The sequence below is a fragment of the Collinsella sp. AF04-24 genome (genome assembly GCF_003465685.1).
GTDB classification, from domain to species: Bacteria; Actinomycetota; Coriobacteriia; order Coriobacteriales; family Coriobacteriaceae; genus Collinsella; species Collinsella aerofaciens_AP.
In genome coordinates this window covers 19,074-45,486 of record NZ_QSBK01000008.1, presented here as the reverse complement: position 1 = coordinate 45,486, position 26,413 = coordinate 19,074, and the positions used below count along the sequence as shown (strand labels likewise).

Below are 26,413 nucleotides of genomic sequence, written 5' to 3'. Positions count from 1 at the left end.
CCTTTTTGGTGCAAGGGGGTCAGGTAACTTTGCACCATCCCAATGCACCATAGTTGATGGGAGGGCCATGTCGGATTCGCCTAATTTTTTGACCTATGCCCAGACGGCGTTTGATCCGTTTGAGGAGCGGCCGTTCTGCGCGGTGGATAGCTTGGTCTTTGCGTGGTTGTCCTATTTGCGTTTGCCGGGTGATATGGCGGAGCTGACGAACTGGCAGGGCCTAGACGTGCGTGAGCTGCTGCGTGCCGAGTGCTACCGGGACATGATTGACGACTTGTGGGACCCAGAGGGGAGCAGAGCCTTGTTGGAGGCCGCGACAGCAAGCCCTCGCTACCGTGGCGTGCACGTTTGCGGCTATCGTGCCGTGAGCGATGTGGTGGCGACGGAGCAGTTTGCGGCTATGACGTTCCGATTTCCGGCGGGGTTTAGCTATCTTTCCTTCCGGGGGACCGACAGTACGATTGTGGGCTGGAAAGAGGACTTTAACATGGCGTTCCGGTGTCCTGTGCCGGCCCAGGAATCCGCGGCATGTTATGTGGACGAGGCGGCGGATGCGATTGACGGGCCGCTTTTGTGCGGAGGTCATTCCAAGGGTGGAAACCTTGCGGTGTACGGTGCGGCGATGTGCTCCGATGTTGCCCGTGAGCGAATCGAACGGGCGTATTCCCATGATGGTCCGGGCTTCGTCGAGGAGTTTCTGAGCGGCAGTGCCTTTGCCGGTCTTTCCGGCCGAATCGACAAGACGCTACCTCGGTCGTCGATCTTTGGCATGATGTTCGAGACACAGGAGGACTATGCCATCGTTGAGAGCACCGAGTTCAGCCTGCTGCAGCACAATCCCTTTAGCTGGGTGGTTGATGGTCACGACTTCGTGTACTGTGAGCGCCTGTCCGCCGGTGCTCGATACGTTGATGGTTCCATTCGCGAGATGCTGCTTGCAGTGTCGCCTAGCGAGCGCGAGCGTTTTGTAGATGCGTTGTTCTCCGTGTTTGAGGCTACGGGTGCTGAGCGGTTTGCGGATATCGCTGGGGATCTGCGCGAGTGCCTGCCCGTGATGCTCCAGACTGCGCAAGGCTTTGACAAGGATACACGCCGCTTTGTCTCGCAGACCATAGTGGCAATCCTTAAATGCGCACTGCTGCCCAAACGACCCCAGATCGACATGTCCGCTGCCGGTAAGAGTCTGGCAGAACAGCTCGAGGCTTGGCAGTCCGAGCTCCTGCGCTAGCCATTGGTGCAAAGCAACCTGTCCCCGATGCACCAATCTTCGATGCGCTCGGGGAGGGCTCGACCGCTATACTTGTTCGTGCCGAAATCGATCTAGAACGGAATGCCGTATATGAAAATCAATCACGCGATTCTGCATATCCTGGACTTTGACTCTGCCGTCAACGTCATGAGCCAGCGCGAGCTCGATATCGAGAGCCGTACCGTGCGCAACTTCGTGACCACGCACCTGCGGCGCGCTCGTACCTCGGCTGATAACAAGCGTGCCACGTTTGCCGAGAACTCCGCATTCGGCGGCGAGCTCAAGGGCTATTTCTTTGGTGAGCGTGAGTTCGTGGACCTGTCTCAGCAGATTGCGGAGTTCATCTCTTCCGAACTTACTAAGGCCGAGAAAGCCGAGTCCACTGACGTGCTTGTGGCGGACTTTGACGATGATGAGGATGCCCGCTGGTTTGCCGTGATGCTGCTGGGCTCCAAGCAGGCTTTTATGCACGAAGTGGGCCGCGAGGAGGGGGAGGTGCGCAACGATATCGCGCGCCATTACGCCATTCTGCCGAACCCCTCGCAAAAGGTGCCGAGCTATGCCATCGTGCGCGCGAGCACCATGGAGATCGGCTATGTGGACAAGAAGCGCAAGATTGCCGGCGAGGACCGTATGCTTATCCCCGATGGCCTGCTTCAGTGCGACACGGGCGTATCGGGCAAGGAGGTCATCGACACCGTGACGCGTGTGGTCGAGGAGGTCGCCGAGGAGCACGGTGCCAATACGGCCGTAGCGCTCGCCAAGGTTAAGGCTGCCGTTGCCGAGAAGGTTGAGGATGACGAGGAGCTGCCCCCTTGGGATATTGTCGATGAGGTCTTTGAGGACGAGCCGGTCATCAAGGAGAGCGTGCGTGCGGCGCTGACCGAGGAGAAGGTGCCTGAGCGCGTTCCCGTGGAGCGCAAGCAAGTTGAGCGTGCGGCCGTGCGTAATCACAAGATCCGTACCGACACGGGCATCGAGATCAGCTTCCCGGCCGAGATGGGCTCGAACTCCGAGTACATCGAGTTCGTCAACGAACCCAACGGCCTCATCTCCATCGAGCTCAAGAACATCGGCAGCATCGAGAATCGATAAGGGATCGAGCGGATTGACCGTAACGAAAAGGCCGAAGCCCTTTGGGACTTCGGCCTTTTCGTCATAACCGCGTAACTATTAAAGTTGACGTAGTCCTTCCTCGAGACCGGTCTTGCTGTCGGTCTGGGCGTCGCGCATCTTGATGACGCGGGCGGGGACACCGGCCACGACGGCGCCGGCAGGGACGTCCTCGACGCACACAGCGCCGGCGGCGACAACAGCGCCCTTGCCCACGTGTACGCCCTCCAGGACTACGGCGTTGGCACCGATCATGACATCGTCCTCGATAATGACAGGGGTGGCGCTAGCGGGCTCCACGACGCCTGCCAGCACGGTACCGGCGCCGATGTGGCAGTTCTTACCCACGGTGGCGCGGCCGCCCAGCACGGCGCCCATGTCGATCATGGAGCCTTCGCCAATGACGGAGCCGATGTTGATGATGGCACCCATCATGATGACGGCGCGGTCGCCGATCTCGACGCGGTCACGGATGATCGCGCCCGGCTCGATGCGGGCGTTGATGCCCTTAAGGTCGAGCATGGGCACGGCGGAGTTGCGGCAGTCGTTCTCTACGTCGTAGTAGTCGATGGAGTCGGCGTTGGCGTCGAGGATTGCCTTGAGCTCATCCCAGTCGCCAAAGACGGTCTTGCCGCGACGACCGCCGTAGACATGCGCGTCGCCCCAGGCAACCTTCATGCCGGGCTTCTCGCGCACGTACAGCTTGACAGGCGTCTTTTTGGGCGCGGTGGCGATGTAGTTGATAATCTCCTGGGCATCCATCTCGGCTGCGTTGCTCATATGCTGTCTCTCCTTTGCGTGGATACGGTTGATATTTGGTTAGGCAAACATGACCTGGTCGAAGGTGTAGAAGCCAGGGTCGTGGACGACGAGCTTCTGGGCGGCGGCTAGGGCGCCGTTGACGAAGATCTGGCGGCTCGTGGCGCGATGGCTAAGCGTGACCTCCTCGTCCTGGCCAAAGAAGCTCACCTCGTGCACGCCGGCGACGGTGCCGCCGCGCAGCGAGTGCATACCGATTTCCTTGGGGTCGCGCGCGCCGCACATGCCCTCGCGTCCGTAGACGGGGTGGTATCCTGCCTCGGGCTCGGCCTCGACTACGGCGTCGAGCAGCAGCTTGGCGGTGCCGCTGGGGGCGTCGACCTTTTGGTTGTGGTGCGTCTCGACAATCTCGCAGTCAAAGCCGGGCAGCTCACGCGTGGCCTGGGCCACTAGATGACGCAGGGCAGCGATGCCGATGGAGTAATTGCCCGAGTGCATGACACGGGCGTTCTGTCCCAGCTCGCGCAAGCGATCCATCTGCTCGGGGGTGTAGCCTGTGGTGCCCGAGACCAACGCCGCGCCCGTGCGCTCGACATAGGCGACGACGGCATCGAAGGTCACGACGTTCGAGAAGTCGATGATGACGTCGGCTGCCGGGGCGCTCTCGAGCTCGGACAGGTCAAAACCGATCTGGGCCACGATATCAAAAACGGGCTGCCCGGAGGCGTCGGCAATGCCTTCGGCGGTAGTGCGGATGAGCGAGCCCATGCGGCCCGTTCCCATAATGACGGTCTTAATCAAGCAGACCAGCTCCCTTCAGAGCATCGGTAAGTGCGGAACGAGTGTCGTTGGCCATGGGGCACAGCGGCATGCGGTAGTTGGCTTCGATCATACCCATCTGGGCGAGTGCTTCCTTGACGGGGATGGGGTTGACCTCGCTAAAGAGGGCGTTGATGAGCGGCTGGCCGGCAATCTGGATATCGCGGGCGCGCGCTACGTCGCCGTCCAGATAAGCGCGGCACATGTCGTGCACGAGCTGCGGCTGTACGTCGGCCCACACGCTGATGGTACCCGAAGCGCCTAGGCTCATGAGCGGCACGGTGAGTGCATCCTCGCCCGAGTACATGCGGAAGTCATCGGACAGCAGATGGGCGATCTTGGCCGCGTAGGCGACGTTGCCCGAGGCCTCCTTGATGCCCATGATGTTGGGGTGCGCGGCCAAGCGCTCTACGTTGTGCTCGCTGATACCGCAGCCACAGCGGCCGGGGATGTTGTACAGAATGCAGGGGATGTCCACGGCGTCGGCCACGGTCTTAAAGTGCTGGTAGATGCCCTCTTCGTTAGACTTGTTGTAGTAGGGGGTAATGAGCAGCAGACCATCGGCACCCAGGCCCTGGTAGGTGAGCGACTTGGTGAGCATGGTCTGCGTGGAGTTGGAGCCCGAGCCGGCGATGACGGGGACGCGGCCCGCAACCTGCTTGACCACTGCGGCGACAACGGAGTTGTCCTCGTCGTCGGTCATCGTGGCACTCTCTCCGGTGGTGCCCAGGGTGAGGATGGCGTCAGTGCCATTTTGCAGGTGGAAATCGATAAGGCGCTCGAGTGCATCAAAGTCGACGCTGCCGTCCTTTTTAAACGGCGTGACAAGGGCGACGATCGAACCCTCGAGGTTGCGGATATCCATGTTCTTCTCCTTCGCTTCCGCGATCTGGATGCGTTTGTTCCATTGGGCAGCGACGGCCAGGCGCTCGTCCTGGGCGCGACGGCGGGCGGCATCGGCGCGCGACTTGGCCAGTAACTCTCGGCCGTACGGCAGCACGTCGAGCGTGGCAAAGTAATCGCCCGGGCGCTCGGCGCGGCGGATGAGGTCGGCCGAGCCGTCGGGGCGCAGCAGCACCTCGGCGGAGCGCAGGCGTCCGTTGTAGTTGTAGCCCATGGAGTAGCCATGCGCGCCGGTATCGTGGATCACAAGCAGGTCGCCCATGTCGATCTGCGGCAGCTCGCGGTCGATGGCGAACTTATCGTTGTTCTCGCACAGATTGCCCGTGATGTCGTAGGTGTCCGTGACGGGTGCCGCAGTCTTGTCGGCGCCGCCAGGCTGGCCCATCACCGTAATGTGGTGGTAGGCGCCATACATGGCAGGGCGGATCAGATCGACGGCGCTTGCGTCGACACCGATATAGTCCTTGTAGATTTGCTTCTCGTGGATGGCCTTGGTGACCAGGCAGCCGTAGGGGCCCATCATAAAGCGGCCCATCTCGGTGCAGATGGCCACATCGCCCATGTCGGCGGGAACCAGGATCTCGTCGTATGCCGTGTGCACTCCCTCGCCGATGGCATGGATGTCGTTAGCCTGCTGCTCGGGCAGGTAGGGGATGCCGACGCCGCCGGATAAGTTGATGAAGGCGACGTGTGCACCGGTCTCGCGCTCCAGGCGCACGGCAAGCTCAAAGAGAATGCGCGCGAGTTTGGGATAGTAGTCGTTGGTGACGGTGTTGCTGGCAAGGAATGCGTGGATGCCAAAGTCCTCAGCGCCCTTGGCCTTGAGCATGCGGAAGGCCTCGAAGAGCTGCTCGGTGGTCATGCCATATTTGGAGTCGCCCGGGTTGTCCATGATGCCGTTGGAGAGCTGGAACAGGCCGCCCGGATTAAAGCGGCAACTGACCGTCTTGGGAATGGGCCCCGCAACGCGCTCAAAGAATTCAATGTGGCTGACGTCGTCGAAGTTGACGATAGCGCCCAGCTTGTCGGCGAGTTCAAAGTCCGCCGCGGGCGTGTCGTTGGACGAGAACATGATGTCGTGCCCCGTGATGCCCAGCGAGCGGGCGATCATGAGCTCGGTATAGCTCGAGCAATCGCAGCCGCAGCCGTATTCGTTGAGAATGGAGATGAGCGCTGGGTTGGGGTTGGCCTTGACGGCAAAGTATTCCTTAAAGCCCGGGTTCCAGGCAAAGGCGTCGCGCACTTCTTGCATGTTGCGGCGGATGCCCGCCTCGTCATATAGATGAAACGGCGTGGAGAATTGCTCGACGATATGCTCGAGCGTCTCCTTGTCCACAAACGGCTGCTTTGCCGCATATGCCTCGTTGGGAGTCAGTGACATGTCCCGTAAACCTCGCTATCCAGACGGCGCTACCTGCGCATCGAATCCGCATAGCGTGGACCCAATGTCCGGATAGCGCTCCCGCATTGCTGCAGACAGTCCTGCGGGTGTTTCCCGCAGGCCCACCAGGTTGTTCGTGCCCGAAAAACCCAGTTCGGCGGGTTTCGCCTCCCCACGGGGTCAAAGCCTGCCGGCTCGCCCGCGGTTCTTCGTGCCCGCGCCTCTATCAAGTGGTAAAGACCCTACCACGTTGCACTTTACCAAACAAGAGTATTCGTATATAACGTTTAAAAAATGCAAGGATATGCTGGAAATAAGGGTGTAGCAATCTTGCGGCACAATAGATGGCAACCGACGCGCACCCATGAAAGGAACCTCTATGACCGAGCTCCAAGAACTCCGTCGCTATCGCCGCGACCTGCATCGCATTCCGGAGCTCGATTTCGATCTTCCGCAGACGATCGCCTATATCGAGGGCGTGTTGGCACCGCTCACCTGCGAGGTGACCCATCCGTGCCCCGGCTGCGTCTGCGCTTTCTTCGACGCTGGCGTTGGCGCCGCGCATGCCACGGCGATTCGCGCCGATATGGATGCGCTGCCCATTGCCGAGGCAACGGGGGCAGCGTTCGCTTCGACCCATCCCGGCAAGATGCATGCTTGCGGGCACGATGGACACATGGCCATGGCGCTTTCGGCGGCAACCTTTGTCGACCGTACGATCCGTGAGCAGCCGGGCGCCATTAAGCGCAATGTGCTCTTTGTGTTTCAGCCGGCCGAGGAGACGACTGGTGGTGCCAAGACGGTGTGCGAGAGCGGCGTGTTCGGGCGCTACGGGGTGGATCGCATCTTCGGCTTCCACGTGTGGCCCGATCTGCCCGCCGGCACGTTGGCGAGCTGCTCCGGTCCGTTGCTGGCGCGTTCGAGTGAGACACACATTCATATCCATGGCACGAGCATCCATATCGCTAAGACCTATGGCGTTCCGGTCGAGGAGTCGCACGATGCGGCGCTGGCGGCCGCCAAGTTCTTGGTTGCCGAGCGTGAGCTGATGGACGAGCTGGGCACCGACGAGCCCTGCATTGGTAAGTTCGGCCTGCTGCAGGCCGGCACCGTCTGCAATGCGGTGGCGGGGGAGGCCCATGTTGCCGGCAGCCTACGTGTGTTTACGGACGACATGTTCGACCGCGCGCGCGAGGGCGTGCGCCGCGTGCTGGACGATGCCTGCGTCGCAACGGGCTGCACATATGACCTCGATTTTGCCGAGGGCTATCCGCCGGTCGACAACGACCCCGAGTTGTTTGCTCGAATCGCGCCTGCTCTGCCCGAGTTACAGCTCGTGGACGAGCCGCTGCTGATTGCCGAGGATTTCGCGTTCTACCAACGCCATCTGCCGGGCGTGTTTTTCCTGCTGGGCACGGGTATGCCAGAGGACCAAGACAACCCGAGTGATTCGGATGGCTGCCCCGCCTATGCCACAAGCGCTCTGCATACCGATAGCATGCTCTTCGACGAGGAAATCCTTCTCAAAGGCCTCGATGTCTACAAACGATTGCTTTTGCTTGACTAAGGCGTGAAGGACTATTTGTTCTAGAAAATACGAACAAACGTACGATATAATAGAGATGTAAGTCTATAGAAACGTTTGACGTTACTAACGTAAGGCGATACTATGATTGCATCGTATAAAGATGAGGATACCGAACGCTTTGCCATGGGTGTGCGGGTCAGGAAGTTCGTGCCCTTTGAGCGTGTTGCGTTGAGGAAGATTCGCCAACTGCAGGTTTGTGCTTCGCTTGACGATCTTCGCGTTCCACCGGGCAACCGCCTGGAAGCTTTGAAGGGCGATCGTGCCGGGCAATATAGCATCCGTGTTAACGAGCGCTATCGGGTCTGTTTTGAGTGGAGACAGGAGATGGCTTGGAATGTCGAAATCGTCGATTATCACAAGTGATGAGACCTCGGCCGATTTGCTGTCGCCAGTGACTCCTGGTGAGCTTCTCAAAGAAGAGTTTCTTGTTCCCATGAGCATTTCTCAATATCGCCTTGCGAAAGAGACCGGGATTCCGGCTCAGCGTATCGGGCAGATTGTCTTGGGAAAACGTCGCGTGACGGCCGACACCGACCTCCGTCTTTGCCGTTATTTTGGCCTGACGGATGGTTATTGGCTGCGCGCTCAGATGGCGTTTGACCTTGAGGCCGAGAAAAGGCGGATCGAACCGGAACTCGATAAGATCGTTCCTGTTCAGCAGGCCATCGCACTGTAGTGCTCAGAGATGATGGGGGTGGCGCGGCGATGAAGCGACGCCGACAGTCTGCCGTATATAGTCCGGGTGGATGCGGGTGCGGTTTGCTGCTGCTTCCGGTCATCGCTGTGAGCATTGGCGTGATGTTTGCGCTTGCTGGGCTTGCCGCGGCGGCGCTCGTGCTGTTTATCACTGCCATCGGCGTGACGATTTGGCTCTGCCGCAATCGCGGGCAACGCCGTGCCGACGGTAAAACCAATGTCGGCTGGGTCGTCTTTCTGATCATTGCGTACCTGCTGAGTGTCAGCTACCTTGTTTTCTTTGTCCTGTTGATGATCAGTGCTTTTACCGGGGAATCCGTCACGGTGGGTTGATCACTGCTGGCAGACGGTCGCGCAAAGTGCGTTTGCTCGGCGTTTGGATAACTGCATTGGCCGTTTACCGCAACCTTAGCTCTCAGCTAATGAATTCAAGTTCAATCCTTCCTACGATGTGCTGTGTGCCGGCACGGTAGCCGGATCGTAGGAAGGATGAATAATGGCAAAAGAGGGAAAGAAGCCGATCGGCAAGATTGTCCTAGGCATCATCGTGGTGCTGGTTATTGTCGGTGCCGTGGGCTCTATGGGCGGCAACTCAACCGATTCGTCTGCGAGCGATTCGGCAAAACCTGCCGAGACGGCACAGCAGGCTGAGGAGCAAAAAGAACCGCAAGAACCGTATACCATTGCTGACGAGGCTGAAGACACTTCCAATCAGTTTACCTATAAGATCACGGGCACGCTGACCAATAACACGGACAAGGAAAAGAGCTACATTCAGATTGAATATGTTCTGTATGATGCCGATGGCAACCAGGTTGGAACGGCTCTTGCAAACACCAATCATCTGAAGGCGGGCGGCTCCTGGAAGTTCGAGGCGCTGGGTACGGTGTCTCCCGACCAGGTTGCTAGCTGGGAGCGTTCGGACGTAAGCGGTTTCTAGCATGTTGCATGCACTGGGGGAGGTGAGGTCGTATGCCCGATAAAAAGCTGACTGACGAGTTACTCAATGAGCTTCTCGACGCGCCAAACATCGATGGCTATATCAAGGAGCACGACTTTGCCACCCCGTCGCTTTCGGACTACCTGAAGCAACTGCTGCAGGAAAAGGGCTTGGAGCGCTCGCGCGTGGTTCGTATGGCCGATCTCAATGAGACCTTTGGCTATCAGATCTTTACCGGTGCGCGTCATCCGAGCCGCAATAAGGTGCTGCAGATTGCCTTTGCGATGGCGCTGACGCTCAAAGAGACTAACCGTGCGCTGACGGCTGCCGGGGTAAGCGTCCTTAACTGCAAGGACCGTCGCGATGCGATCATCATCTTCTGTATCGATCGCGGGTGCAGCCTCCAAAAGGTCAACGAGGAGCTGTATCGCTTTGGCGAGGAGACGGTGAGTTAGCGGCTGATATCTGAGCCGGCGGAGCTGTCGAACAGCGATGCAAACGAACGGGGCGCGGATGCCATGGGGTGTCTGCGCCCTGCGCTATGATGGAGGCTATGGATACTCAGACCCCAACATATTCCAATGACGAACTGACCGCAGCGCTTGCCGAGCACCTGGCGTCGCTCGATCGCGACGACAGCTATCGCGTGGAGCGTGTACTTAAGCGCTCGTCCGTTGAAACAACCGAGCTCGTGTACTTTGAAGGAACCGGCGGTGGTTCGCTCGGCCCCTTTGTCCGTAAACGCATCGATGCTTCGGCTCAAATCGGCGGGGCATACGAGTGTCTGTTTGCCGCTCAGCGGGCAGGCAGGCGTTTTGAGCACCTGCCCAGAATCGTCGATTGTCGTCGTGTGGGCGACGAGCTCAACGTGGTTATGGAATACATCGAAGGGGAGACGCTCGGGGCGCTGGTGTACCGTCTGGGAGCCACCCCCGATTATGCGCGTGAATTGTATCCTGCCCTATGCGACGCCGTGGGCGAGCTCCATGCCGGTTTTGCAATGGCGGGGGAGACGTCGGCGCCGGTGATCCATCGCGACCTCAAGCCGTCGAATATCATCGTGACAGGTGCCAACTATACGCCTGATGACGGCCTGACGTTTTCATCGCTGGTGATTATCGACTTGGGGATCGCGCGCGTATGGCGCGATGGCGCCGATGCCGATACCGTCAAGTTTGGGACACGGCCCTATGCGCCGCCCGAGCAGTATGGGTTTGGGCAGACGAGCGTGCGAAGCGACGTCTACGCACTTGGCGCCCTGTTGTTCTTCTGCTTGACGGGAGTCGACCCTAAACCAGGGCTCGACATGCGCGAGCAATGCGAGGCGCGCGGCATTCCCACTCCACTTGCCGATGCCGTCTGCATGTCGATGGCGCTCGACCCGGCCAAGCGTTTTGCGAGCGCGGAAGCGTTGGGACGGGCGACGCGCGCGGCATACGATCTAAGTCGCCCTGTGCGGCCTCCTGCGCCTGTGCTTGTCCGTACTCCGGCCTCGGAGACGGTGTTGACGCCCCAAGGGCTCCAGAACCCCGCAGGGCTTCCTAGGCCTGCCGCCTCTGTTGCATGCGGTCTGCTCTCTCGCGTTCCGGAGTCTCTGGGGCGCATTTGGAATACGCTCGTCTGCTTCTCACTGCTTGTGTTCTTTGCCGGAAGTCACTTTGCCGTCTTTCACCCCACGGGAGCAAACCAAAGCTACCCGACGTGGCTTCTCATAATCGAGTATTTTTTCTTTGTCGATGGCCTTATGGTGCTTATGCATTTTGCGCTGCTCGATAAGCGCCGTCTTCGTCGACGATTCGCACTGCTCGACAGCTATCGCGGCAAGAAGCTCGCGAAACTCTGGCTCAAGGCATTGGGTGTGCTGCTCCTATGCATGATCGTCATAGTCGCGGTTGCCAATGCGACCGGCGTCGTCGATACCTCCGCTACCTAAAAGAAAAGGGCCCCATTGGGGCCCTCTGCAGTTGCACTTAGATGCGGTTCATCTGAGCGGCGACTTTGTTATACCAGTCCTGCCACGTGGGCGGGCAGTACTTTTTGGCCGCTGCCGGGGTAAGGGTGGAGCCGTAGTTGGCGCCCAGATAGGCGACGTGAGCGGAGATGCCCTCGCTCCAGCTGCCAAAGCTGCGCCAACCGCCGCCACGGGCACTCCAGCCCCAGGCGTTGTAAGAATTGGCGCAATAAGCACCCTTGGTGCTCTCGATGCAGGCGATGGCGGGGGACCAACGGGGGTCGACACCGGTATTCCAAGCGGCGACGGCAAAGTTGTAGCCCTGGCCTGCCATGGGGGAGCCGGCGAGATAATTGTCGATGCGGCCCGTCCACTCATTAATGAACGAATCGTAATCGGAGCTACCGGTATTGGCGTTGTTCACCGTGGTGTCGATGGTGGTGTTGGTGTTGGTGGCCTGGCTGCTGGAATTGCTGCCGCTTACGCCTTCGCCCGAGAGCTTCTCGGCGGCAGCGGCCTTATCGGCCTCAAGCTTGGCAAGCTCGGCGGCATTTTCCTGCTCGGCTTTTGCCTGTGCCTCGCTGCGGAGCTGCTGGGCCTGCGCCAGCGCATCCTCGGCGTTTTTCTGCTCCGCCTCAAGCTGAGACTTGGCCTGCTGGAGCTCGGCCTTGTTCTGCTCGAGTTCGGTTTGCATGTTATTGAGCTCTTCGATCTCGTCGACGCTCGAGCTCGTGATCTGGTTGGTGTATTTGCAGGTCGTGATGAACTCGCCCAGGCTCTGCGCGTTGACCAGGAAGCTCACGATGGGATTGGTGCCCTTCTGATACTTGTACAGATCGCGCATGGCAGAGCTTGCCTTGGCCTGCTGCTCGGGAAGCTTAGCCTCGATTTCCTCGATGCTCGCCTCATTGGAGTCAATCTGCTTTTGCAGGTCATCGAGTTTGGTGCGGGCGTCGTTGTAGGCGCTCGTGGCGGCTTCGATCTTCTGCTGGGCTGCGGAGAGCTGGTCCTGCGTTGCCTGCGAGGCGGCACACGCCGCAACGGGGGAGAGCATCGGTGTGGCCGTCAGCGCAACGGCGAGCGCGGCGCTCGTGATGATACGAGCCGGCTTCGACGCGATGAGCGCTGCGGTGCGATGATTCGAATGCTGCATCCAGTCCCTCTGCAATCAATCGTAGGTTATGGTTCGAACGGTATTCTACTACTGCTTTCGACCTCAACTTGAACCTTAAAGGTTCCAAAGGGTCAAGTTGAACTTGAGACTTTGGCTTTGACCTGCAGTTATGATGAATTGTTGAGAAACCATAGAGTTCAACTTTAACGTTACGGGGGCCTGTTTGCGGACGGGCTTTCGGTCGTGAAAGCTATCTCAACAGGGGGTTTGCAGCTACAAGGCCCCATCGCGGTGAGTGCGGCCTTTATGCTGGACGATTACGTCGATTGCCATAGATACGGTGGAGCTTTGGGCGCCGGCGGCTTGGCACGCTAGAATAAATCAGTTGCGCAAAGACCGCCCGTTGTGTGGGCAGTTCATGATAGGAAGTTTCCATGGCATTGCAATTTACAGAGCGCGAGTTCATTCCCGTGCTGCTCGGTGGCGACATCAACGCCTACTCGGTGGCGCGCGCCTTCTACGAGGAGTACCAGGTCAAGAGTCTGGTCTTTGGCAAGTACCAGACGGGTCCCGCGTACCGCAGCCAGATTATCGACTACACGCCCAACGTGGATATCGACACCATGCCCGTGATGCTCAAAACCGTCAACGGCATTGCCCAAGCGCATGCCGATAAGACGATTGTCCTTGTGGGCTGTGGCGACAACTATGTTGCCCTCGTGGCTCAGGCCAAGGATGCTCATGAGCTGGCGGATAACATCGTCGCTCCCTACGCGCCCTACAGCATGCTCGAGCAGTGCCAGAAGAAGGAGATCTTCTACGAGCTGTGCGAGAAGCATGGCGTGCCTTATCCGCATACCTTTACCTTCACCATGGCGATGCTGAACGACCAAGGCGAGGCACCTGCCGAGGTGCTCGACCAGATCGATTTTCCTTACCCGATGATTCTGAAGCCTTCTGACGGCATCATGTGGTGGCAGCATGAGTTCGAGGGCCAGAAGAAGGCCTATGAGATTGCCGACCGCGCCGAGCTGGAACAGGTCATTCGCGATTCGTATGCCAGCGGCTACACCGACGATCTGATCTTGCAGGATCGCGTGCCCGGCAACGACGAGTACATGCGCGTGCTCACCAGTTATTCCGATCGCAACGGCAAGGTACGCATGATGTGCCTGGGCCATGTGCTGCTCGAGGAGCATCAGCCTCACGGCGTCGGTAATCACGCCTGTATCATTACCGAGCCCAACGACGAGCTCATGGGCGGCGTGCGCAAGTTGCTCGAGGACCTTCACTTTGTGGGCTATTCCAACTTTGACGTTAAGTACGACGAGCGCGACGGCTCGTTTAAGTTCTTCGATTTCAACACGCGTCAGGGTCGCAGCAACTACTATGTCACTAACAGTGGCTTTAACGTTGCCAAGTATGTGGTGGACGAGTATGTGTTCAACCGCCCGTTTGAGCCGGAGTTTGTGACGGCGCAGGACGAGGCGCTGTGGATGGTCGTCCCCATGGGCGTCGTCGACAAATACGTCAAGGATCCCGAGCTGCGCGCTAAGGTGCATCGCCTGGACAAGGAAGGCAAGGGCGCCGACCCTTCGTTTATGAAGGGCGACTTTGTCTTTAACCGCTGGCTGCGCATGTGGCACACCAAGCTGCGCCACTTTAAGCTGTTCAAGACGTATTACAAGTAGATGAGCGCGGTGCCCGTCCGGTTTGCATCGGGCGGGCGCGGGTATGATACGCGCAATTGTGCAAGCGTCACCAAGGAGGCGGCGATGGAAAAGCTGGGAGTTATCGGTGGCATGGGCGCCGAGGCCACGTCGTATTACTACGACCAGGTGGTGCGTCATACGGCTGCTGCCTGCGATCAGGAACATATCGACATGGTGGTGCTCTCCAAGTCGACCATGCCCGACCGCACGTTGGCCATTAAGACCGGCGAGCATGCCAAGCTGCTGGCGACCATGAAAGAGTGTGCCCAGGCACTCGAGTCGCTGGGCTGTGCGCACATTGCCATTCCCTGCAACACGTCGCACTACTTCTACGACCAGATCCAGTCGTTTACGAAGGTGCCGATTATCCATATGCCGCGTGAGTCGGTGCGCTATGCTCTGGCCGGTGCGGTGATGGGGGAGTGCGAGTTCGACCCCAACCTGAGTATGCCGGCCGAGCCGGTGCACAAGATTGGCATCATGGGCACCGACGGAACCGTGGGCGCGGGCGTCTACGGCCGCGAATGTAAGGCTGCGGGTGTTGAGGTCGTCTATCCCAGCGAGAAACGTCAGAACGATGTGATGTCGCTTATCTACGATGATGTGAAGGCCGGACGTGAGCCCGATATGGATAAGTTCGACCGCGTGATGTGGGAGTTTGCCCGTAGCGGCTGCGACCGCGTCATTCTGGCCTGCACCGAGCTCTCGGTGCTGCAAAAGTACCGAGAGATGCCCGAGATCACCCTCGACGCCATGGATGTCCTGGTGCGCGAATCCATCATCCGCAGCGGCGCCCCCTACCGCCTCTAGCTTCCGACCTGCCAAAAAGGGACAGGTTTATTTCGGTAGGTTTTATCTGGTGAAACAGTAAAGGCCTCGGCTCGTTTGGTGCGAGCCGAGGCCTTTTGCGTTGGGCGGTTGCTGTCGGTGGTGAACTAGAACAGGAAGCCGATGGCGATGAGGGCGATGCTGACGATGAGCACGGCGATGTCCAGGCCCTTGATGGGGTAGCGCTTGTACGAGCTGGCGCGCGTGCGCAGATAGAAGCCGCGCTGTTCTGCCGCCAAGGCTGTGGCATCGGTCTTGCCCACGCTCGAGATGAGCAGTGGCACGCACAGTGGCAGCATGAGCTTAAGCTTCTTGATGGGGTTCTTGGTGTCGTACTCGACGCCGCGTGCGGTCTGCGCCTCCATGATGGCGTTCATCTCCTGACCAAACACCGGCACAAAGCGCAGCGCCGTGGTAAAGGTGAAGGCATAGCGATACGGTACGTGCAGCACCTCGACGCAGGCGTTGGCAAGGTCGTTGAGCTTGGTCACCATGAGCATGAGGATGAGTGGTAACGCCACACCCAGTAGGCGCAGACAGGCCTTCGATCCTGTGATGAGGCCCGTGTCGGTGATAAAGCCCCACACCACGTTGCCATCGCGCATAAAGGCCAGCTGGAGCACCAGCATGATAAGCGCGAGCGGGATCAGCAACTTGAGCAGCGAGAACAGACGGTCGACGACGCCGGCATAGGCACCCAGCGCAAGGGTGAGTGCCAAAAAGCCCAGCAGCGCCACGTAGGTGTCGGACAAGAAGATGCCGACGATGATGGCGGCGGCGAGGCCCAGTTTGACGACGGGGTTCAGGCGATGCAGTAGCGTATCGCCCGGCATGTAGTCGATGACGTTAACCACGGTGGACCATCTCCTTGGTAATTCGAACGACATCGGTGACCTCGCTCACCTGCGCAAAAGCGGGCGAGACGGAAGATGCCAGACGGCGCGAGAGTTCAATAACCTGGGGAGGCTCCACGTAGGCACGCCGCATGAGATCGATGTTCGAGAATAGCTCGTGCGTGCGGCCGCGGTCGAGGATGCGACCGTCGGCCATTACCACAATGCGCTCGGCAAAATCCGAAACGACTTCCATATCGTGGCAGACCATGATAACGGCGCAACCACGCTCGGCCATGGTGCGCACTGTTTCCATGACGGTCATGCACTCGCGGTAATCAAGGCCGCTCGTGGGCTCGTCGAGCACGACGATCTTGGGCTCTACGACTACGACAGAGGCGAGTGCCACCATCTGGCGCTGACCGCGCGAAAGCGAGAAAGGAGCCTCATCGGCAGGCAGGCCAAAGCGGTCGATGACGAGTTGGGCACGACGCAGAGCCTCGGCACGGTCCATGCCGCCAAGCTCCAAGCCAAAGGCGACCTCGTCGAGCACGGTGTCCTTGCAGATCTGGCGGTCGGGGTTTTGGAAGAGGGTCGCGACCTCGCGAGCGATGCGGCTCGTGGGAACGGCTGCGGTATCCAGTCCCGTGACGCGCACGCTGCCCGAGGCGGGCTTAAGCAGGCCTGTGAGCAGTTTGGTGAGCGTGGTCTTGCCGGCACCGTTCTGGCCGACGATGCCCACGAGCTCTCCAGGATAGAGCGTCAGGCTAAGGTCGTGTACGGCGGCGCCGCCATTGGGATAGGCAAACTCAACATGGTCGAAGGTGAGTACGGGTTCGGCGTCCTTGGCATGAGGACGCAACGACGGTGCATGCGGGGAACCGGCGGGTGCCTGGGCTTCGATGACCGTGTGTGCGGGGTCGACGATGCCCGAAATCAGGCGCTCGGCCTCATCGACATCCAAGCAAGGGGTACCGCTTACCAGGCCATCGGCCTCGAGGCTATTGAAGATACGCGTGACGCGAGGGCAGTCGACGCCGATGGCACGGAGCTCGTCGGTATGCGCGAAGACCTCGTGTGGCTCGCCCTGCAGCGCGATTTCGCCATGGTTGAGCACGAACACGCGGTTGCAGTACTCTGAGAGCAGGGCGACCTTTTGCTCAACGACGACGATGGTGATGCCGAGTGCACGGTTGGCCTCACGCAGGGTCTCGAAAACCAGCGTGGAGCTGGCGGGGTCGAGCGCCGCGGTGGGTTCGTCGAGCACGAGCACGCGCGGACGCATGGCGAGGATGGCGGCGATGGCAACCTTTTGCTTTTGGCCGCCCGAAAGCGTGGCGATCTCGCGGTCGCGCAGGTCGCTGATGCCGACGGTCTCGAGCGTCTCGCTCACACGTTGCTCGATCTGGTCGTGGGGAACGCCAAAGTTCTCCAGGCCAAAAAGCATCTCGTCCTCGACGACCGAGGCGACCATCTGCGTGTCGATATCCTGCAGCACACTGCCGACGATTTGCGATACGTCGGTCAGCGAGACCTCGCAGGTGTCGCGGCCGTCAACCATGACGGACCCAAAGAACGTGCCGGTGTAGTGGTGGGGCACAGCACCCGACAGACAGGCGGCAAGCGTGGACTTGCCGGCGCCCGAGGGCCCGATGATGCCGATGAAATCTCCCTTGTTCACGCTGAGCGAGATGTGGCTTAGCGCCTGCTCGGTCTGCGTGCCATAGGAGAACGAGACATCGTCGACGTTGATGATCGTTTCCATGGATACCTTTCATAGTCATTGGGGACGTTCTTACATGACTAGTCGTTTAAGAACGTCCCCAAGAGCTCCTTAAAGAACGTCCCCAAGAGCTAGTTGTTTGGGACAGTCTTTACCGATGGGGCACTGTGGGTTAGTTGAGCTTCAGGGCCTTCTGGATGGGCAAGTAGAGGGCGCCGACCAGAATGGCGTTAAAGACGGCGGTCATGGCGACGACGGGCAACATGGCGGCGGCGAGCTCGCCGACCACGCCGAGCATGGCCATCTTGATGACCATGAAGATGACGCCGGAGACAAAGGTGGTCACGAACGTTGCGACGATGGCGACGGCAGACTTGACCTGTCCGTCCTTGGCAGCAGCGTTGACGATGACGGCCATGAGCATGGCGGCGATGCCCTCAGCGGCAAAATCGACGAACGGCGAAGTAGTGGTGATCTGGATCACGGCAGCCGAGATGAGGCCAATGACGAGCGCCTGGCCGATGTTGGGGCGAACGACCAGGATGGTGAGGCAGAAGGCCGAGATGATGAACTCGGGGCTGATCATGCCGCCCGAGATGCCCGAGATGGCCTTGCCGACGGTGAAGTTGAGGATGAAGCCTGCAGCGAGCAGGATGGCGAGCAGGACGAGAGCGCGGACGTCGAGTTTGCCGCGGTCGGCGGTCTGGACGGTGCGGGGCTGAGTGGCGGTGGTGTTCTGAGACATGGTGAAAATCCTTTCTGAAGGGAAGCGCAAGGGAAAAGCGGAGGCGCGTGATGCGAATGCGATCGGGCTCGAGATAGAAAAAGGCCCCCGGTCGAAACCGGAGGCCTTCCAATCACCTAGAGCGCAAAAACAGGCGTGAGGGACTCACTGTCGACCGATCGTATTCGCATCACGCCACCACCAGTTGTTGAGAGACTTCATCGTGTTCTTCATGTTGGTGGCTCCTTTCGTGATGCCGTGGCACGGTCGCACCTAGTTGCTGTTGCGCTGCACTATAGCACAGCGAAGTGCGTGCGGGGAAATCTTTTTTAAAAAGATTTCAGGCGGGTTTCCCACCGGTCAAAAGAGCGGGCTGAGCGGGCGAGGCTGCCATTGCTGCCTTGCCCGCTCAGCTAGGACGTTACTCCTTATTGCGACGGTAGAGGAAGTAACCGCCCGCGGAGATGACGGCAACGCCAGCGATGGCGAATGCAGCCACCACGCGGCCATCAAAACGATCACCGGTGGTGGGCAGGCCGCCCTTGGTGTTCGCCTTGTTGGTGGTTACCGTGGTCGTGGTGTCCGACTTGCCAGGCTTCTCGGGCTTGGTGGTGGGCTGCTCGGGCTTAGCGGGCTGCTCGGGGGTACCGGGCTGCTCAGGAGTACCAGGCTGCTCGGGAGTGCCAGGCTGATCCGGGGTTACCGGGTCGGTGGCAAGAGCGTCCTTGGCGTAGGTGATGGACACCTTGAGGCCGTTGGTCTCGGTGTTCAGGTCGCTCGGGGTGAAGGGCTGGTCGAAGTTCTCAGCCTTCAGATAGGCGCGCATCTCCTGGAGCAAGGCCTTGCACTTGACGTAGGTGTTCTCGGTGGCAGCATTGCCGGCCTTGTTTGCCAGGGCGGTACGGGCCTCGGTGCCCTCGGTGGCCTGCATGACCTCGTCGACTTCCAAGTTCTGCTCGACGAGCTCGTTCTGGAGGGCGTCGAGGTAGGTGCGGACGTTGACGCCGAGCAGCTCGGGATGCTCGAAGCAGAGGGAGCTGATGTCCATGAGGACGTAATTGATGGAGTTCTCGGGTTCTTCGTTGTTTACGATGTCCGTCTCTTTGCAGTGATCGTAGGAGACGGTCTGGTCGCTGAAATACGGGCTAACCTCGGTGAGCAGTGCGGAGTAGAAGGGGATGGCGACGGAGTACGCGGCGCGGGAGAGCATTTCCCATTGGATGGTTGCGATCTCGGGATCGAGGCCATCGCGAATCTGGAAGAGGTTGATCTCGCTGTTGCTTTCGGTACCGATGGCGTAGGCGCCGTCGGTGTTGGCGTTGAGGCCCGGGGCCTTCTCGCCGCGGTTGCCAAACGCGCGGATCATCTCAAAGGTGTTCCAGTTGGATTTGCCAGGCTGGAAGAACAGGGGCTGTGCCTCGAAGGGCAGAGCGCCGGTCGTGGCGCGGGCGTTTTCGCGCGTGTCCTTTACGATCTTATAGTCGGTGCCCTCGGTGAGCGGCGCATCGAAGTAAGCGCGACCCTGGACATAACGTGTCCAAGAGTGCATGGCATTTTCGCTAATTTCCTCACCGTAGGTCTGGGCAACGTCGAACTGGCCGTCATCGAAGTACTTGGCAAAGCCCTTTTCTTCGGGCATGGTCTGAATGTCCTTGGAGTGGAGGCAGTTCTCGGTGTCGTCGAGGTTAACCTTGTAGTTAAGGTTGCCGATGTTGGGGTTGACCGAGGCGATGTCGTCGGTGAGCTTCATGGCAATCCACTGATGGCCAGAAAGTCCGGCGAACAGCCAGGTCTCGTTGTTGTCGGCGATGATGATTTGATCGTTGGTGCAGATGCCCTGCTCGTCGACCAGGCTTCCGAGGAGCTCGACGCCCTCGCGGGCCGTGGCGCTCTCGCCCAGGATGACGCTGGCGTAGTTGTACTCACCGATGCCGGTCTCCTCGGTAACGGGGTCGGCCTCCTCGGCCTTCTCGTTGTAGGAGGTGCTCAGCGTGGCAGAGCAGGAGACGCCCTTCTCGTTGATGCCAGCCTCGGAATAAGCGTCATAGCGATCTTCCCACTGAGAGGGGTTGTCGCGAACGAAGGTGTAGCGATACGTGGGGCCCGTGGACTTGTACTCAAAGCCGGATTCGAGCGAAGTGTACTTGCTACCGTCCTTGTGCGCAGGCTCAATGCCAAAGTGCTTGATATAGCGCGTGCTAAAGTCCTCTGCGCGGCCGTAGTACGTGTTGCCGTCTGCCGTGAGCTTGCTGCCCATGTAGATCTGGGTGCAGGCGAGTGCCGAAGTCGGCATGGCCATAATGGCCGCAGCTCCGAATGCAAGGCCGCAGCCAAGCTTCTTGAGCGTGTTGACGGGATGAGTAAACCTCATAATCCCTCCCAACCGTTGAAACCCCGCGGAACCGTGCAGGATTTCAGCTAATAAATACATCTATTAGCCTATCGGAAGTCTAAAGAGTATTCATCTATCTTGATGAAATACTCGATGAGCGTCCTAAAATATGCGATGAACGGATAAGAATACTCATTTTGTAGCTTTAGTTAAATAAAGGCACCCTGCAATTACTGCAGCTGGATAAAGCACCTTGCACGAGTCGCAAAGAAAAATCCCCCGCTGTTTGGCAAATGCATAAACAACGGGGGATACGAGAATTGGATGAATATCATACCAATGTGGAATTATTTCTTCCTGCGGTGGATCACGTTGATCGCATAGCCGACGAGCATGGCCAGAACAATGACGATAAAGCCGAGCAGGGGATTGTCATTCATGGGGTCCTCCTATTTTCCGAGCGGGGAGAATTCGTCGACGATGAGGTCGAGGCATTGCGGAAGCGCGCGGGCTCCAAAGACGCCCGAGTTGCTGGAGATGATTTCGCCATCGAACTGCATACCCAGCGACGGCGTGCAGGTGATCTTGGCTTCTTTGGTCTGGATGATCTTGAACTGCGGACGGCCGAGCACCTTGCCGGCGGGGTCGAGCGCGGCGGTGATCACGGTGGGCAGGAGCTGGACGGTTTTTACGGGCTCGATGACCGCGATGTCGACCATGCCGTCGTTCATACGGCAATCGGGGAACAGGTTAATGTCGTTTTGGATGACCGAGGTGTTGCCGGCCATGCAGCAGATGCCATCGAGCTCCTCGACAATGCCGTCATGCTCAATCGTAAAGTGCGCCACCGTGGGGTTGGGTGTGGCGAGCGCCGACAGGAAATAGGCGATCTCGCCGATGTCGTTTTTGGTGGGGGCGGCCTTCATCATGATCTCGGCATCGTAGCCCGATCCGGCGATGATAATAAAGCCGTGGCGCCTTTCGTTGCCGTTCTCGTCGAGCCAAAAGAGCTCGCCCATGTCCGCCTTGACGGTACGGCCGACGCGGCAGGCCTTGGCGAGCGCCGCGGCCTCGGGGGCATTGCCAATGTTGTTAAAGAACAGGCAGGCCGTGCCGGAGGGGAAGACGAGCGTGGGGACGCCGCATCCGCGCATTTGGTCGAGCACGTTGGAGACGGTGCCGTCGCCGCCCGAAATCACCACGCGATCAAACTCGCGCACGTCTGCCACGGCGTCCTCGGGTTCCATGCCATCGCCGATAAAACGCATCACGACCTCGTCGCCGCCCTGCGCGAGGGCGTGCGTGAACGCGTAGATTTCATCTGAGCTGGGGCCCGATGCCGGGTTGTGGATGATAAGGCAGCGCATACTTACGTTCCCGTTCTGTGACTAACCGAGTATAGTTGTAGGGCAATGCCGATATCCTACCCGTGTTTTTCGGGCCTAACCTTATTCGATGGGTTGATATGTACATTTCCACACATCAGGCTCTGCTCGACTTTTGTCAGCGCGCCCGCGAGTTCGACGCGATTGCCGTCGATACCGAGTTTTTGCGAGAGCGCACGTTCCACCCGCGCCTGTGCTTGGTCCAGATTGCCACCCCTGCCGAGAGCGTCGCGGTCGATCCTTTGGTGATCGACGACCTATCGCCGCTGGCCGAGCTTATGGGCGATGAGAGCGTGACCAAGGTATTTCACGCCTGCTCGCAGGATATGGAGGTTATGCTCCATACCGTGGGCGTGCTGCCGCGTCCCATTTTTGACACGCAGGTGGCTGCCGCCTTTTTGGGCGAGCGCCAGCAGATTTCCTACGGCGCGCTCGTGCAGACGTTTTGCGGTGTCTCATTGCCCAAGACCGAGTCACTGACCGATTGGTCGCGCCGCCCGCTGACCGATAAGCAGATTGAGTACGCAATCGATGACGTCAAGTATCTGATCGTTGCCTATACCGAGATGATGAGTCGCCTGCGCGAGCTGGGCCGGGTGGACTGGATGCTCGACGAGTTGCGTCCGCTGGCCGACGAGTCGCATTATCGCGCCGATCGTCACGAGGCGTTCCGCAAGGTCAAACGTATCAATTCGTGCAGCCGTCACCAGCTGGGCATTGCGCGCGAGCTCGCCGCCTGGCGCGAGGACCGCGCCGAGCGCCGCAACATCCCGCGTAAGTGGGTCATGTCCGACGATACGCTGCTGGCGCTCGTCAAGCGCAATCCCGTGCGCGTCGAGGAGTTCCGCAGCATCCGCGGCACCGACCAGCTGGGGGAGCGCGATGTGGACGGCGCGCTCATGGCCATCAAGCGCGGTGCGAGCTGCCCGCACGATCGCCTGCCGCTCTTGGTGCGCGGGCATCGCCAGATTTCGCCGGAGTTGGAGAGCGTGACCGACCTTATGTATGCGCTGATTCGCTTGGTCTCCGAGCGCTCGGGCGTGGCGACCTCGGTCATTGCCTCACGCGATGACCTGGCCGATTACATCGAGCATCCTGAGCAAAGCCCCCTGCGCGAAGGCTGGCGTTTTGAGCTTGTGGGCTCGCGCCTGGACGATCTACTCTCGGGCAATATGGGGTTGACGGTCAAAGATGGCAAAATCGAATTGCTCTAAGGAAGCCTAGCCGCTTGAGTGGGTAGAATGCCTCCAACGTGTAACTCGATTCGGAGGAATTCGCATGCCTTATTACTATGGATACGGCTTTGGTATCGACCCGCTGTACCTGCTGGTTGTCCTTGTCTGCACAGTACTTGGCCTTGCCGCGCAGAGCTATATCAACTCGACGTACAAGACGTGGTCTAAGGTGCGCTCGGACGGCGATACGGGTGCCACGGTCGCTCGTCGCATGCTCGATGCCAACGGTTGTAGCGCCGTGGGCATTAAGGGCGTTGCCGGCGAGCTTACCGATCATTACAACCCGCAGGACAACAACCTGTACCTCTCGGAAGCCAACCGCTCGGGCGGGTCGGTCGCAAGCGTTGCCGTGGCCTGCCACGAGGCTGGCCATGCCGCGCAGCGTCAAAGTGGCTATGCCATGATGAAGGTGCGCACTGCCCTGGTCCCGGTCGTCAACTTTACCCAGAACACCTGGACCATCGTGCTACTCATGGGCCTGTTTATGAACATCGCGGGACTCACAACCCTCGCGTTGATCTTCTTCTCGTTTAGTGTGTTGTTCCAGCTGGTTACGCTGCCGGTCGAGATTGATGCCAGCCGCCGCGCCGTGGCGTATATCGAGCAGTCGGGTATGAGTTCCAAGCAGGTCAACGGTGCCAAGAAGGTGCTGACGGCAGCCGCGCTCACCTACGTGGCGGCGGCGCTCACCTCGATTATTCAGCTGCTCTACCTGATGGCTCGCTACAACAGAAACTCCAACCGATAACAAATTGGGTCGCCGGGCGCCGCGGGGATTCGTGTCCCCGCGGCGCTGTACTATGTGTTGGACTTGAATTTGCGCAGGGCCGGAGCCCATGTGCACGATGACGAAAGGAGGCTGCGTGGCAGGCTGGAACCTAACCGGCAATGCCGTTTCCGCCGAGTTCGACGGTTCGGACGAGCAGGAGCGCAAGGAGCTCAGCGTGAGCCAGGCGGTGGAGATCGCCGCCGGCGCGCTCGATGCCATTCCGCAGCTGAGCGTTTTGGGTGAGGTCACGGGTTTTCGTGGTCCCAATGCCCGAAGCGGCCACTGCTACTTTCAGATCAAGGACGACTCGGCGGCCGTCGACTGCATCATCTGGAAGGGCGCCTACCTTAAGCGTACCTTCGATCTGCGTGATGGCATGCAGGTGAGCTTTAAGGGCAGCTTCAATCTCTACAAGCCTACGGGTCGCATGAGCTTCGTTGCCCGCTCGTTCTCGCTGGCGGGGGAGGGCCTGCTGCGTCAGCAGGTGGCTCAGCTGGCCGAAAAGCTGCGTCGCGAGGGCCTGATGGACGAGACGCGCAAGCGTCGCATCCCGGTGTTTTGCTCGCGCGTGGCGGTCGTCACCTCGCTTTCTGGTGCCGTAATCGACGACGTCAAGCGCACATTGCGTCGTCGCAATCCGCTCGTCGAGCTCGTCTGCGTGGGCGCCAAGGTTCAAGGCGAGGGTGCGCCGACAGAGCTCATTGAAGGCTTGCGCCGCGCCGCCGCCATTACGCCGGCGCCCGATTGCATCTTGCTGGTGCGCGGCGGTGGCTCCTTCGAGGACCTCATGACCTTTAACGACGAGGAGCTTGCCCGTGCGGTGGCAGCCTGTCCCGTGCCCGTGGTGACCGGTATTGGGCATGAGCCCGATACCTCGATCTGCGATATGGTGAGCGACCGTCGCGCCTCCACGCCAACGGCAGCGGCAGAATCGGTGGCGCCGGCTATGACGGAGTTGGCCGACGTGCTCGAGACGCGCCATCAGCGTCTGGGCGCCGCGATGGCTTCGATGATCGGGTCGGATCAGGTCGATCTGGAAATGCTCGACCAACTCGGTCGTCGTGCCTGGGACACCTATACGGCTCGCTTAGGCGATGCGCTCGATGCGGCTGCGTGCCGCCCGTGCCTCAACGACCCAACGTTTATGGTCGAGCGTCGCGAGTCTGAGCTTGCCCTGACGGCTGATCGTCTGTCCGGCGCCATAACGCGTTCGGTTGGGGCTTTCCGCTCCAACTTCGAGCGTCTGCCCGAGCGCTTGATCGCAAGCACCTCAGGACTCGATGGCAAGCGCCATGCGCTCACGCTCGCGAGCTCTCGCCTGGAGCATCAGGGGCGCACGATGCTCAGCAAACCCGCGTCTGACCTGGGCCGAGCCGCCGCGTCGCTCGATGCCCTGTCGCCGCTCAAGGTGCTTGCCCGTGGCTACTCCATCGCGTACAGCGATGATGGTGTGGCTACGAGTGCCAAGACCTTTAAGCCCGGCGATGCCATCCGCGTACGCATGGCGGACGGCAACGTGGTAGCAACCGTCGATACGGTCGAGTAGACCTCGTTTCACAGTGATAGACCTTTAGGAAAGGAAACAGATATGGCAGAGAAGACCCCGGTCGAGCAGCTTACGTACAAGCAGGCTTCGCAAGAGCTGGAGCTCATCATCCGCAGCCTTGAGTCGGGCGATATGGAGCTCGAGGAGTCGCTCGAGAGCTACACCCGCGGCGTCGAGCTCCTCAAGAGCCTGCGCACCCGCCTGTCCGATGCCGAGCAGAAGGTCTCGGTGCTCCTTAAGGACGTCGACGGCAACGACGTGCTCGCCGACGGCGAAGCCGCCAACACCGACGACAACCTCTCGTTCTAACCATCTCGACCAAATATAATTACCTTGGTCTGTGAGAAAGGAACCAACCATGTGCGATTGCATCTTCTGCAAAATTGCCAACCACGAGATCCCCTCGACCGTTGTCTATGAGGACGATCAGGTCATCGCGTTCGACGACCTCAACCCCCAAGCGCCGGTCCACACGCTCGTGATCCCCAAGAATCACTACAGCGACATCGCCGACAACGTGCCGGCCGAGACCATGGGCGCCATGGCTCACGCCATCCAGGAGGTCGCCAAAGCCAAGGGTCTGGAGGACGGTTTCCGCGTCATCTCCAACAAGGGCGTCAATGCCGGCCAGACCGTCATGCACTTCCACATGCACGTCCTCGGCGGCAAGAACCTGGGCGAGAACCTCATCTGAGGGCGCCTCTTCCGTGCAGTGAAACGGAAGCTCAGGCATCGATAACTTATATATCAACGCAATAAACCCGAGCGCGAGGGCGTTTGGGTTTATTATTGAAGCGTATGTAACCTGGCGGC

At 59.6% G+C, this 26,413-nt stretch carries 25 protein-coding genes and 1 riboswitch; of the genes, 16 read left to right on the top strand and 9 right to left on the bottom strand.

Going from position 1 to position 26,413, the window contains the following annotated elements; translation table 11 throughout:
• Positions 1–67 precede the first annotated feature (67 nt).
• Positions 68–1,228, top strand: coding sequence for an Mbeg1-like protein (locus DWV32_RS04415; protein WP_117757346.1), 1,161 nt, complete (start codon positions 68–70; stop codon positions 1,226–1,228).
• A gap of 111 nt (positions 1,229–1,339) precedes the next feature.
• Positions 1,340–2,344, top strand: coding sequence for a nucleoid-associated protein (locus tag DWV32_RS04410; protein ID WP_022094136.1), 1,005 nt, complete (start codon positions 1,340–1,342; stop codon positions 2,342–2,344).
• A gap of 78 nt (positions 2,345–2,422) precedes the next feature.
• Here DWV32_RS04410 and dapD read toward each other — a convergent pair whose 3' ends face one another.
• Genes dapD through dapA form a run of 3 tightly spaced genes read right to left on the bottom strand, consistent with a single transcriptional unit; the run spans position 2,423 to position 6,224 of the window.
• The gene (gene dapD, locus DWV32_RS04405) at positions 2,423–3,142 is read right to left on the bottom strand and encodes a 2,3,4,5-tetrahydropyridine-2,6-dicarboxylate N-acetyltransferase (protein ID WP_117757345.1); all 720 of its coding nucleotides are present in this window, start codon (positions 3,140–3,142) and stop codon (positions 2,423–2,425) included.
• A gap of 39 nt (positions 3,143–3,181) precedes the next feature.
• Entirely contained in the window at positions 3,182–3,922 is a 741-nt protein-coding gene (gene dapB / locus DWV32_RS04400) for a 4-hydroxy-tetrahydrodipicolinate reductase (protein WP_187361816.1), read from the bottom strand.
• Positions 3,915–6,224 carry a 4-hydroxy-tetrahydrodipicolinate synthase gene (dapA, locus tag DWV32_RS10390; protein ID WP_117757344.1) on the bottom strand — a complete coding sequence of 770 codons (2,310 nt, stop codon included), beginning with the start codon at positions 6,222–6,224 and terminating at the stop codon, positions 3,915–3,917. Before dapA ends, dapB begins: the two co-directional genes overlap by 8 nt.
• A 65-nt stretch (positions 6,225–6,289) precedes the next feature.
• Positions 6,290–6,458, bottom strand: a riboswitch (Lysine riboswitch).
• Positions 6,459–6,603: 145 nt separating this feature from the next.
• Between dapA and DWV32_RS04390 the strand changes: the two genes are divergently transcribed.
• The 7 genes from DWV32_RS04390 to DWV32_RS04360 all read left to right on the top strand — a co-directional run bounded on the left by DWV32_RS04390 (position 6,604) and on the right by DWV32_RS04360 (position 11,381).
• Positions 6,604–7,791 carry an N-acetyldiaminopimelate deacetylase gene (locus DWV32_RS04390; protein WP_117757343.1) on the top strand — a complete coding sequence of 396 codons (1,188 nt, stop codon included), beginning with the start codon at positions 6,604–6,606 and terminating at the stop codon, positions 7,789–7,791.
• A gap of 102 nt (positions 7,792–7,893) precedes the next feature.
• Positions 7,894–8,175 (top strand): type II toxin-antitoxin system RelE/ParE family toxin, encoded by a 282-nt coding sequence (locus DWV32_RS04385; RefSeq protein ID WP_117635415.1) that lies wholly within the window; start codon positions 7,894–7,896, stop codon positions 8,173–8,175.
• Positions 8,147–8,488 (top strand): HigA family addiction module antitoxin, encoded by a 342-nt coding sequence (locus DWV32_RS04380; RefSeq protein ID WP_117757342.1) that lies wholly within the window; start codon positions 8,147–8,149, stop codon positions 8,486–8,488. The genes DWV32_RS04385 and DWV32_RS04380 overlap by 29 nt, the downstream gene beginning before the upstream one ends.
• An 83-nt stretch (positions 8,489–8,571) precedes the next feature.
• Positions 8,572–8,841 carry a hypothetical protein gene (locus DWV32_RS04375; protein ID WP_117735768.1) on the top strand — a complete coding sequence of 90 codons (270 nt, stop codon included), beginning with the start codon at positions 8,572–8,574 and terminating at the stop codon, positions 8,839–8,841.
• A 163-nt stretch (positions 8,842–9,004) separates the two neighbouring features.
• A complete protein-coding gene (locus tag DWV32_RS04370) occupies positions 9,005–9,448 on the top strand; it encodes an FxLYD domain-containing protein (protein WP_117757341.1) in 444 nt (147 codons plus the stop codon).
• Between the two features lie 32 nt (positions 9,449–9,480).
• Positions 9,481–9,903 carry an XRE family transcriptional regulator gene (locus DWV32_RS04365; RefSeq protein WP_117757340.1) on the top strand — a complete coding sequence of 141 codons (423 nt, stop codon included), beginning with the start codon at positions 9,481–9,483 and terminating at the stop codon, positions 9,901–9,903.
• Positions 9,904–10,001: 98 nt separating this feature from the next.
• Complete coding sequence (locus DWV32_RS04360; protein WP_158566058.1) at positions 10,002–11,381, top strand: protein kinase; 1,380 nt, start codon at positions 10,002–10,004, stop codon at positions 11,379–11,381.
• 37 nt (positions 11,382–11,418) lie between these two features.
• Here DWV32_RS04360 and DWV32_RS04355 read toward each other — a convergent pair whose 3' ends face one another.
• Positions 11,419–12,552: a glucosaminidase domain-containing protein gene (locus DWV32_RS04355; protein WP_117757338.1), complete on the bottom strand. Its 1,134-nt coding sequence runs from the start codon at positions 12,550–12,552 to the stop codon at positions 11,419–11,421.
• 395 nt (positions 12,553–12,947) lie between these two features.
• Here DWV32_RS04355 and DWV32_RS04350 point away from each other — a divergent pair, with 395 nt between their 5' ends.
• Both DWV32_RS04350 and DWV32_RS04345 read left to right on the top strand, forming a co-directional pair.
• On the top strand, positions 12,948–14,204 hold the full coding sequence (locus DWV32_RS04350) for an ATP-grasp enzyme (RefSeq protein WP_055252363.1): 1,257 nt from the start codon (positions 12,948–12,950) through the stop codon (positions 14,202–14,204).
• A gap of 84 nt (positions 14,205–14,288) precedes the next feature.
• On the top strand, positions 14,289–15,035 hold the full coding sequence (locus DWV32_RS04345; protein ID WP_040358337.1) for an aspartate/glutamate racemase family protein: 747 nt from the start codon (positions 14,289–14,291) through the stop codon (positions 15,033–15,035).
• A 125-nt stretch (positions 15,036–15,160) separates the two neighbouring features.
• Here the strand turns inward: DWV32_RS04345 and DWV32_RS04340 are convergent, their stop codons facing one another.
• The 5 genes from DWV32_RS04340 to DWV32_RS04320 all read right to left on the bottom strand — a co-directional run bounded on the left by DWV32_RS04340 (position 15,161) and on the right by DWV32_RS04320 (position 22,032).
• On the bottom strand, positions 15,161–15,907 hold the full coding sequence (locus DWV32_RS04340; RefSeq protein ID WP_022094111.1) for an energy-coupling factor transporter transmembrane protein EcfT: 747 nt from the start codon (positions 15,905–15,907) through the stop codon (positions 15,161–15,163).
• Complete coding sequence (locus DWV32_RS04335) at positions 15,900–17,651, bottom strand: ABC transporter ATP-binding protein (protein ID WP_117757336.1); 1,752 nt, start codon at positions 17,649–17,651, stop codon at positions 15,900–15,902. The genes DWV32_RS04340 and DWV32_RS04335 overlap by 8 nt, the downstream gene beginning before the upstream one ends.
• Before the next feature lie 130 nt (positions 17,652–17,781).
• Complete coding sequence (locus DWV32_RS04330; RefSeq protein ID WP_117757335.1) at positions 17,782–18,354, bottom strand: hypothetical protein; 573 nt, start codon at positions 18,352–18,354, stop codon at positions 17,782–17,784.
• Between the two features lie 400 nt (positions 18,355–18,754).
• Positions 18,755–20,704, bottom strand: a complete 1,950-nt coding sequence (locus tag DWV32_RS04325) for a C69 family dipeptidase (RefSeq protein WP_158566056.1) — start codon at positions 20,702–20,704, stop codon at positions 18,755–18,757.
• A 410-nt stretch (positions 20,705–21,114) separates the two neighbouring features.
• Positions 21,115–22,032 carry a diacylglycerol kinase family protein gene (locus DWV32_RS04320; protein ID WP_117757333.1) on the bottom strand — a complete coding sequence of 306 codons (918 nt, stop codon included), beginning with the start codon at positions 22,030–22,032 and terminating at the stop codon, positions 21,115–21,117.
• Between the two features lie 98 nt (positions 22,033–22,130).
• On the opposite strand from DWV32_RS04320, the gene rnd reads away from it, so the two are divergent.
• From rnd to DWV32_RS04295, 5 genes are all read left to right on the top strand, one after another.
• On the top strand, positions 22,131–23,264 hold the full coding sequence (rnd, locus tag DWV32_RS04315) for a ribonuclease D (protein WP_117757332.1): 1,134 nt from the start codon (positions 22,131–22,133) through the stop codon (positions 23,262–23,264).
• A 64-nt stretch (positions 23,265–23,328) separates the two neighbouring features.
• Positions 23,329–24,033 (top strand): zinc metallopeptidase, encoded by a 705-nt coding sequence (locus tag DWV32_RS04310; RefSeq protein WP_117757331.1) that lies wholly within the window; start codon positions 23,329–23,331, stop codon positions 24,031–24,033.
• Positions 24,034–24,148: 115 nt separating this feature from the next.
• Positions 24,149–25,600 carry an exodeoxyribonuclease VII large subunit gene (xseA, locus tag DWV32_RS04305; protein WP_316242584.1) on the top strand — a complete coding sequence of 484 codons (1,452 nt, stop codon included), beginning with the start codon at positions 24,149–24,151 and terminating at the stop codon, positions 25,598–25,600.
• A gap of 42 nt (positions 25,601–25,642) precedes the next feature.
• Positions 25,643–25,909, top strand: a complete 267-nt coding sequence (gene xseB, locus DWV32_RS04300; RefSeq protein ID WP_006234311.1) for an exodeoxyribonuclease VII small subunit — start codon at positions 25,643–25,645, stop codon at positions 25,907–25,909.
• 49 nt (positions 25,910–25,958) lie between these two features.
• Positions 25,959–26,294, top strand: a complete 336-nt coding sequence (locus DWV32_RS04295) for a histidine triad nucleotide-binding protein (RefSeq protein WP_117757330.1) — start codon at positions 25,959–25,961, stop codon at positions 26,292–26,294.
• Positions 26,295–26,413: the final 119 nt, after the last annotated feature.

Coding starts and splice junctions, on each gene's coding strand:
- DWV32_RS04415 (WP_117757346.1), top strand. CDS start 68: ATGTCGGATTCGCCTAATTTTTTGACCTATGCCCAGACGGCGTTTGAT.
- DWV32_RS04410 (WP_022094136.1), top strand. CDS start 1,340: ATGAAAATCAATCACGCGATTCTGCATATCCTGGACTTTGACTCTGCC.
- dapD (WP_117757345.1), bottom strand. CDS start 3,142: ATGAGCAACGCAGCCGAGATGGATGCCCAGGAGATTATCAACTACATC.
- dapA (WP_117757344.1), bottom strand. CDS start 6,224: ATGTCACTGACTCCCAACGAGGCATATGCGGCAAAGCAGCCGTTTGTG.
- DWV32_RS04390 (WP_117757343.1), top strand. CDS start 6,604: ATGACCGAGCTCCAAGAACTCCGTCGCTATCGCCGCGACCTGCATCGC.
- DWV32_RS04385 (WP_117635415.1), top strand. CDS start 7,894: ATGATTGCATCGTATAAAGATGAGGATACCGAACGCTTTGCCATGGGT.
- DWV32_RS04380 (WP_117757342.1), top strand. CDS start 8,147: ATGTCGAAATCGTCGATTATCACAAGTGATGAGACCTCGGCCGATTTG.
- DWV32_RS04370 (WP_117757341.1), top strand. CDS start 9,005: ATGGCAAAAGAGGGAAAGAAGCCGATCGGCAAGATTGTCCTAGGCATC.
- DWV32_RS04365 (WP_117757340.1), top strand. CDS start 9,481: ATGCCCGATAAAAAGCTGACTGACGAGTTACTCAATGAGCTTCTCGAC.
- DWV32_RS04360 (WP_158566058.1), top strand. CDS start 10,002: ATGGATACTCAGACCCCAACATATTCCAATGACGAACTGACCGCAGCG.
- DWV32_RS04355 (WP_117757338.1), bottom strand. CDS start 12,552: ATGCAGCATTCGAATCATCGCACCGCAGCGCTCATCGCGTCGAAGCCG.
- DWV32_RS04350 (WP_055252363.1), top strand. CDS start 12,948: ATGGCATTGCAATTTACAGAGCGCGAGTTCATTCCCGTGCTGCTCGGT.
- DWV32_RS04345 (WP_040358337.1), top strand. CDS start 14,289: ATGGAAAAGCTGGGAGTTATCGGTGGCATGGGCGCCGAGGCCACGTCG.
- DWV32_RS04335 (WP_117757336.1), bottom strand. CDS start 17,651: ATGGAAACGATCATCAACGTCGACGATGTCTCGTTCTCCTATGGCACG.
- DWV32_RS04330 (WP_117757335.1), bottom strand. CDS start 18,354: ATGTCTCAGAACACCACCGCCACTCAGCCCCGCACCGTCCAGACCGCC.
- DWV32_RS04325 (WP_158566056.1), bottom strand. CDS start 20,704: ATGAGGTTTACTCATCCCGTCAACACGCTCAAGAAGCTTGGCTGCGGC.
- DWV32_RS04320 (WP_117757333.1), bottom strand. CDS start 22,032: ATGCGCTGCCTTATCATCCACAACCCGGCATCGGGCCCCAGCTCAGAT.
- rnd (WP_117757332.1), top strand. CDS start 22,131: ATGTACATTTCCACACATCAGGCTCTGCTCGACTTTTGTCAGCGCGCC.
- DWV32_RS04310 (WP_117757331.1), top strand. CDS start 23,329: ATGCCTTATTACTATGGATACGGCTTTGGTATCGACCCGCTGTACCTG.
- xseB (WP_006234311.1), top strand. CDS start 25,643: ATGGCAGAGAAGACCCCGGTCGAGCAGCTTACGTACAAGCAGGCTTCG.
- DWV32_RS04295 (WP_117757330.1), top strand. CDS start 25,959: ATGTGCGATTGCATCTTCTGCAAAATTGCCAACCACGAGATCCCCTCG.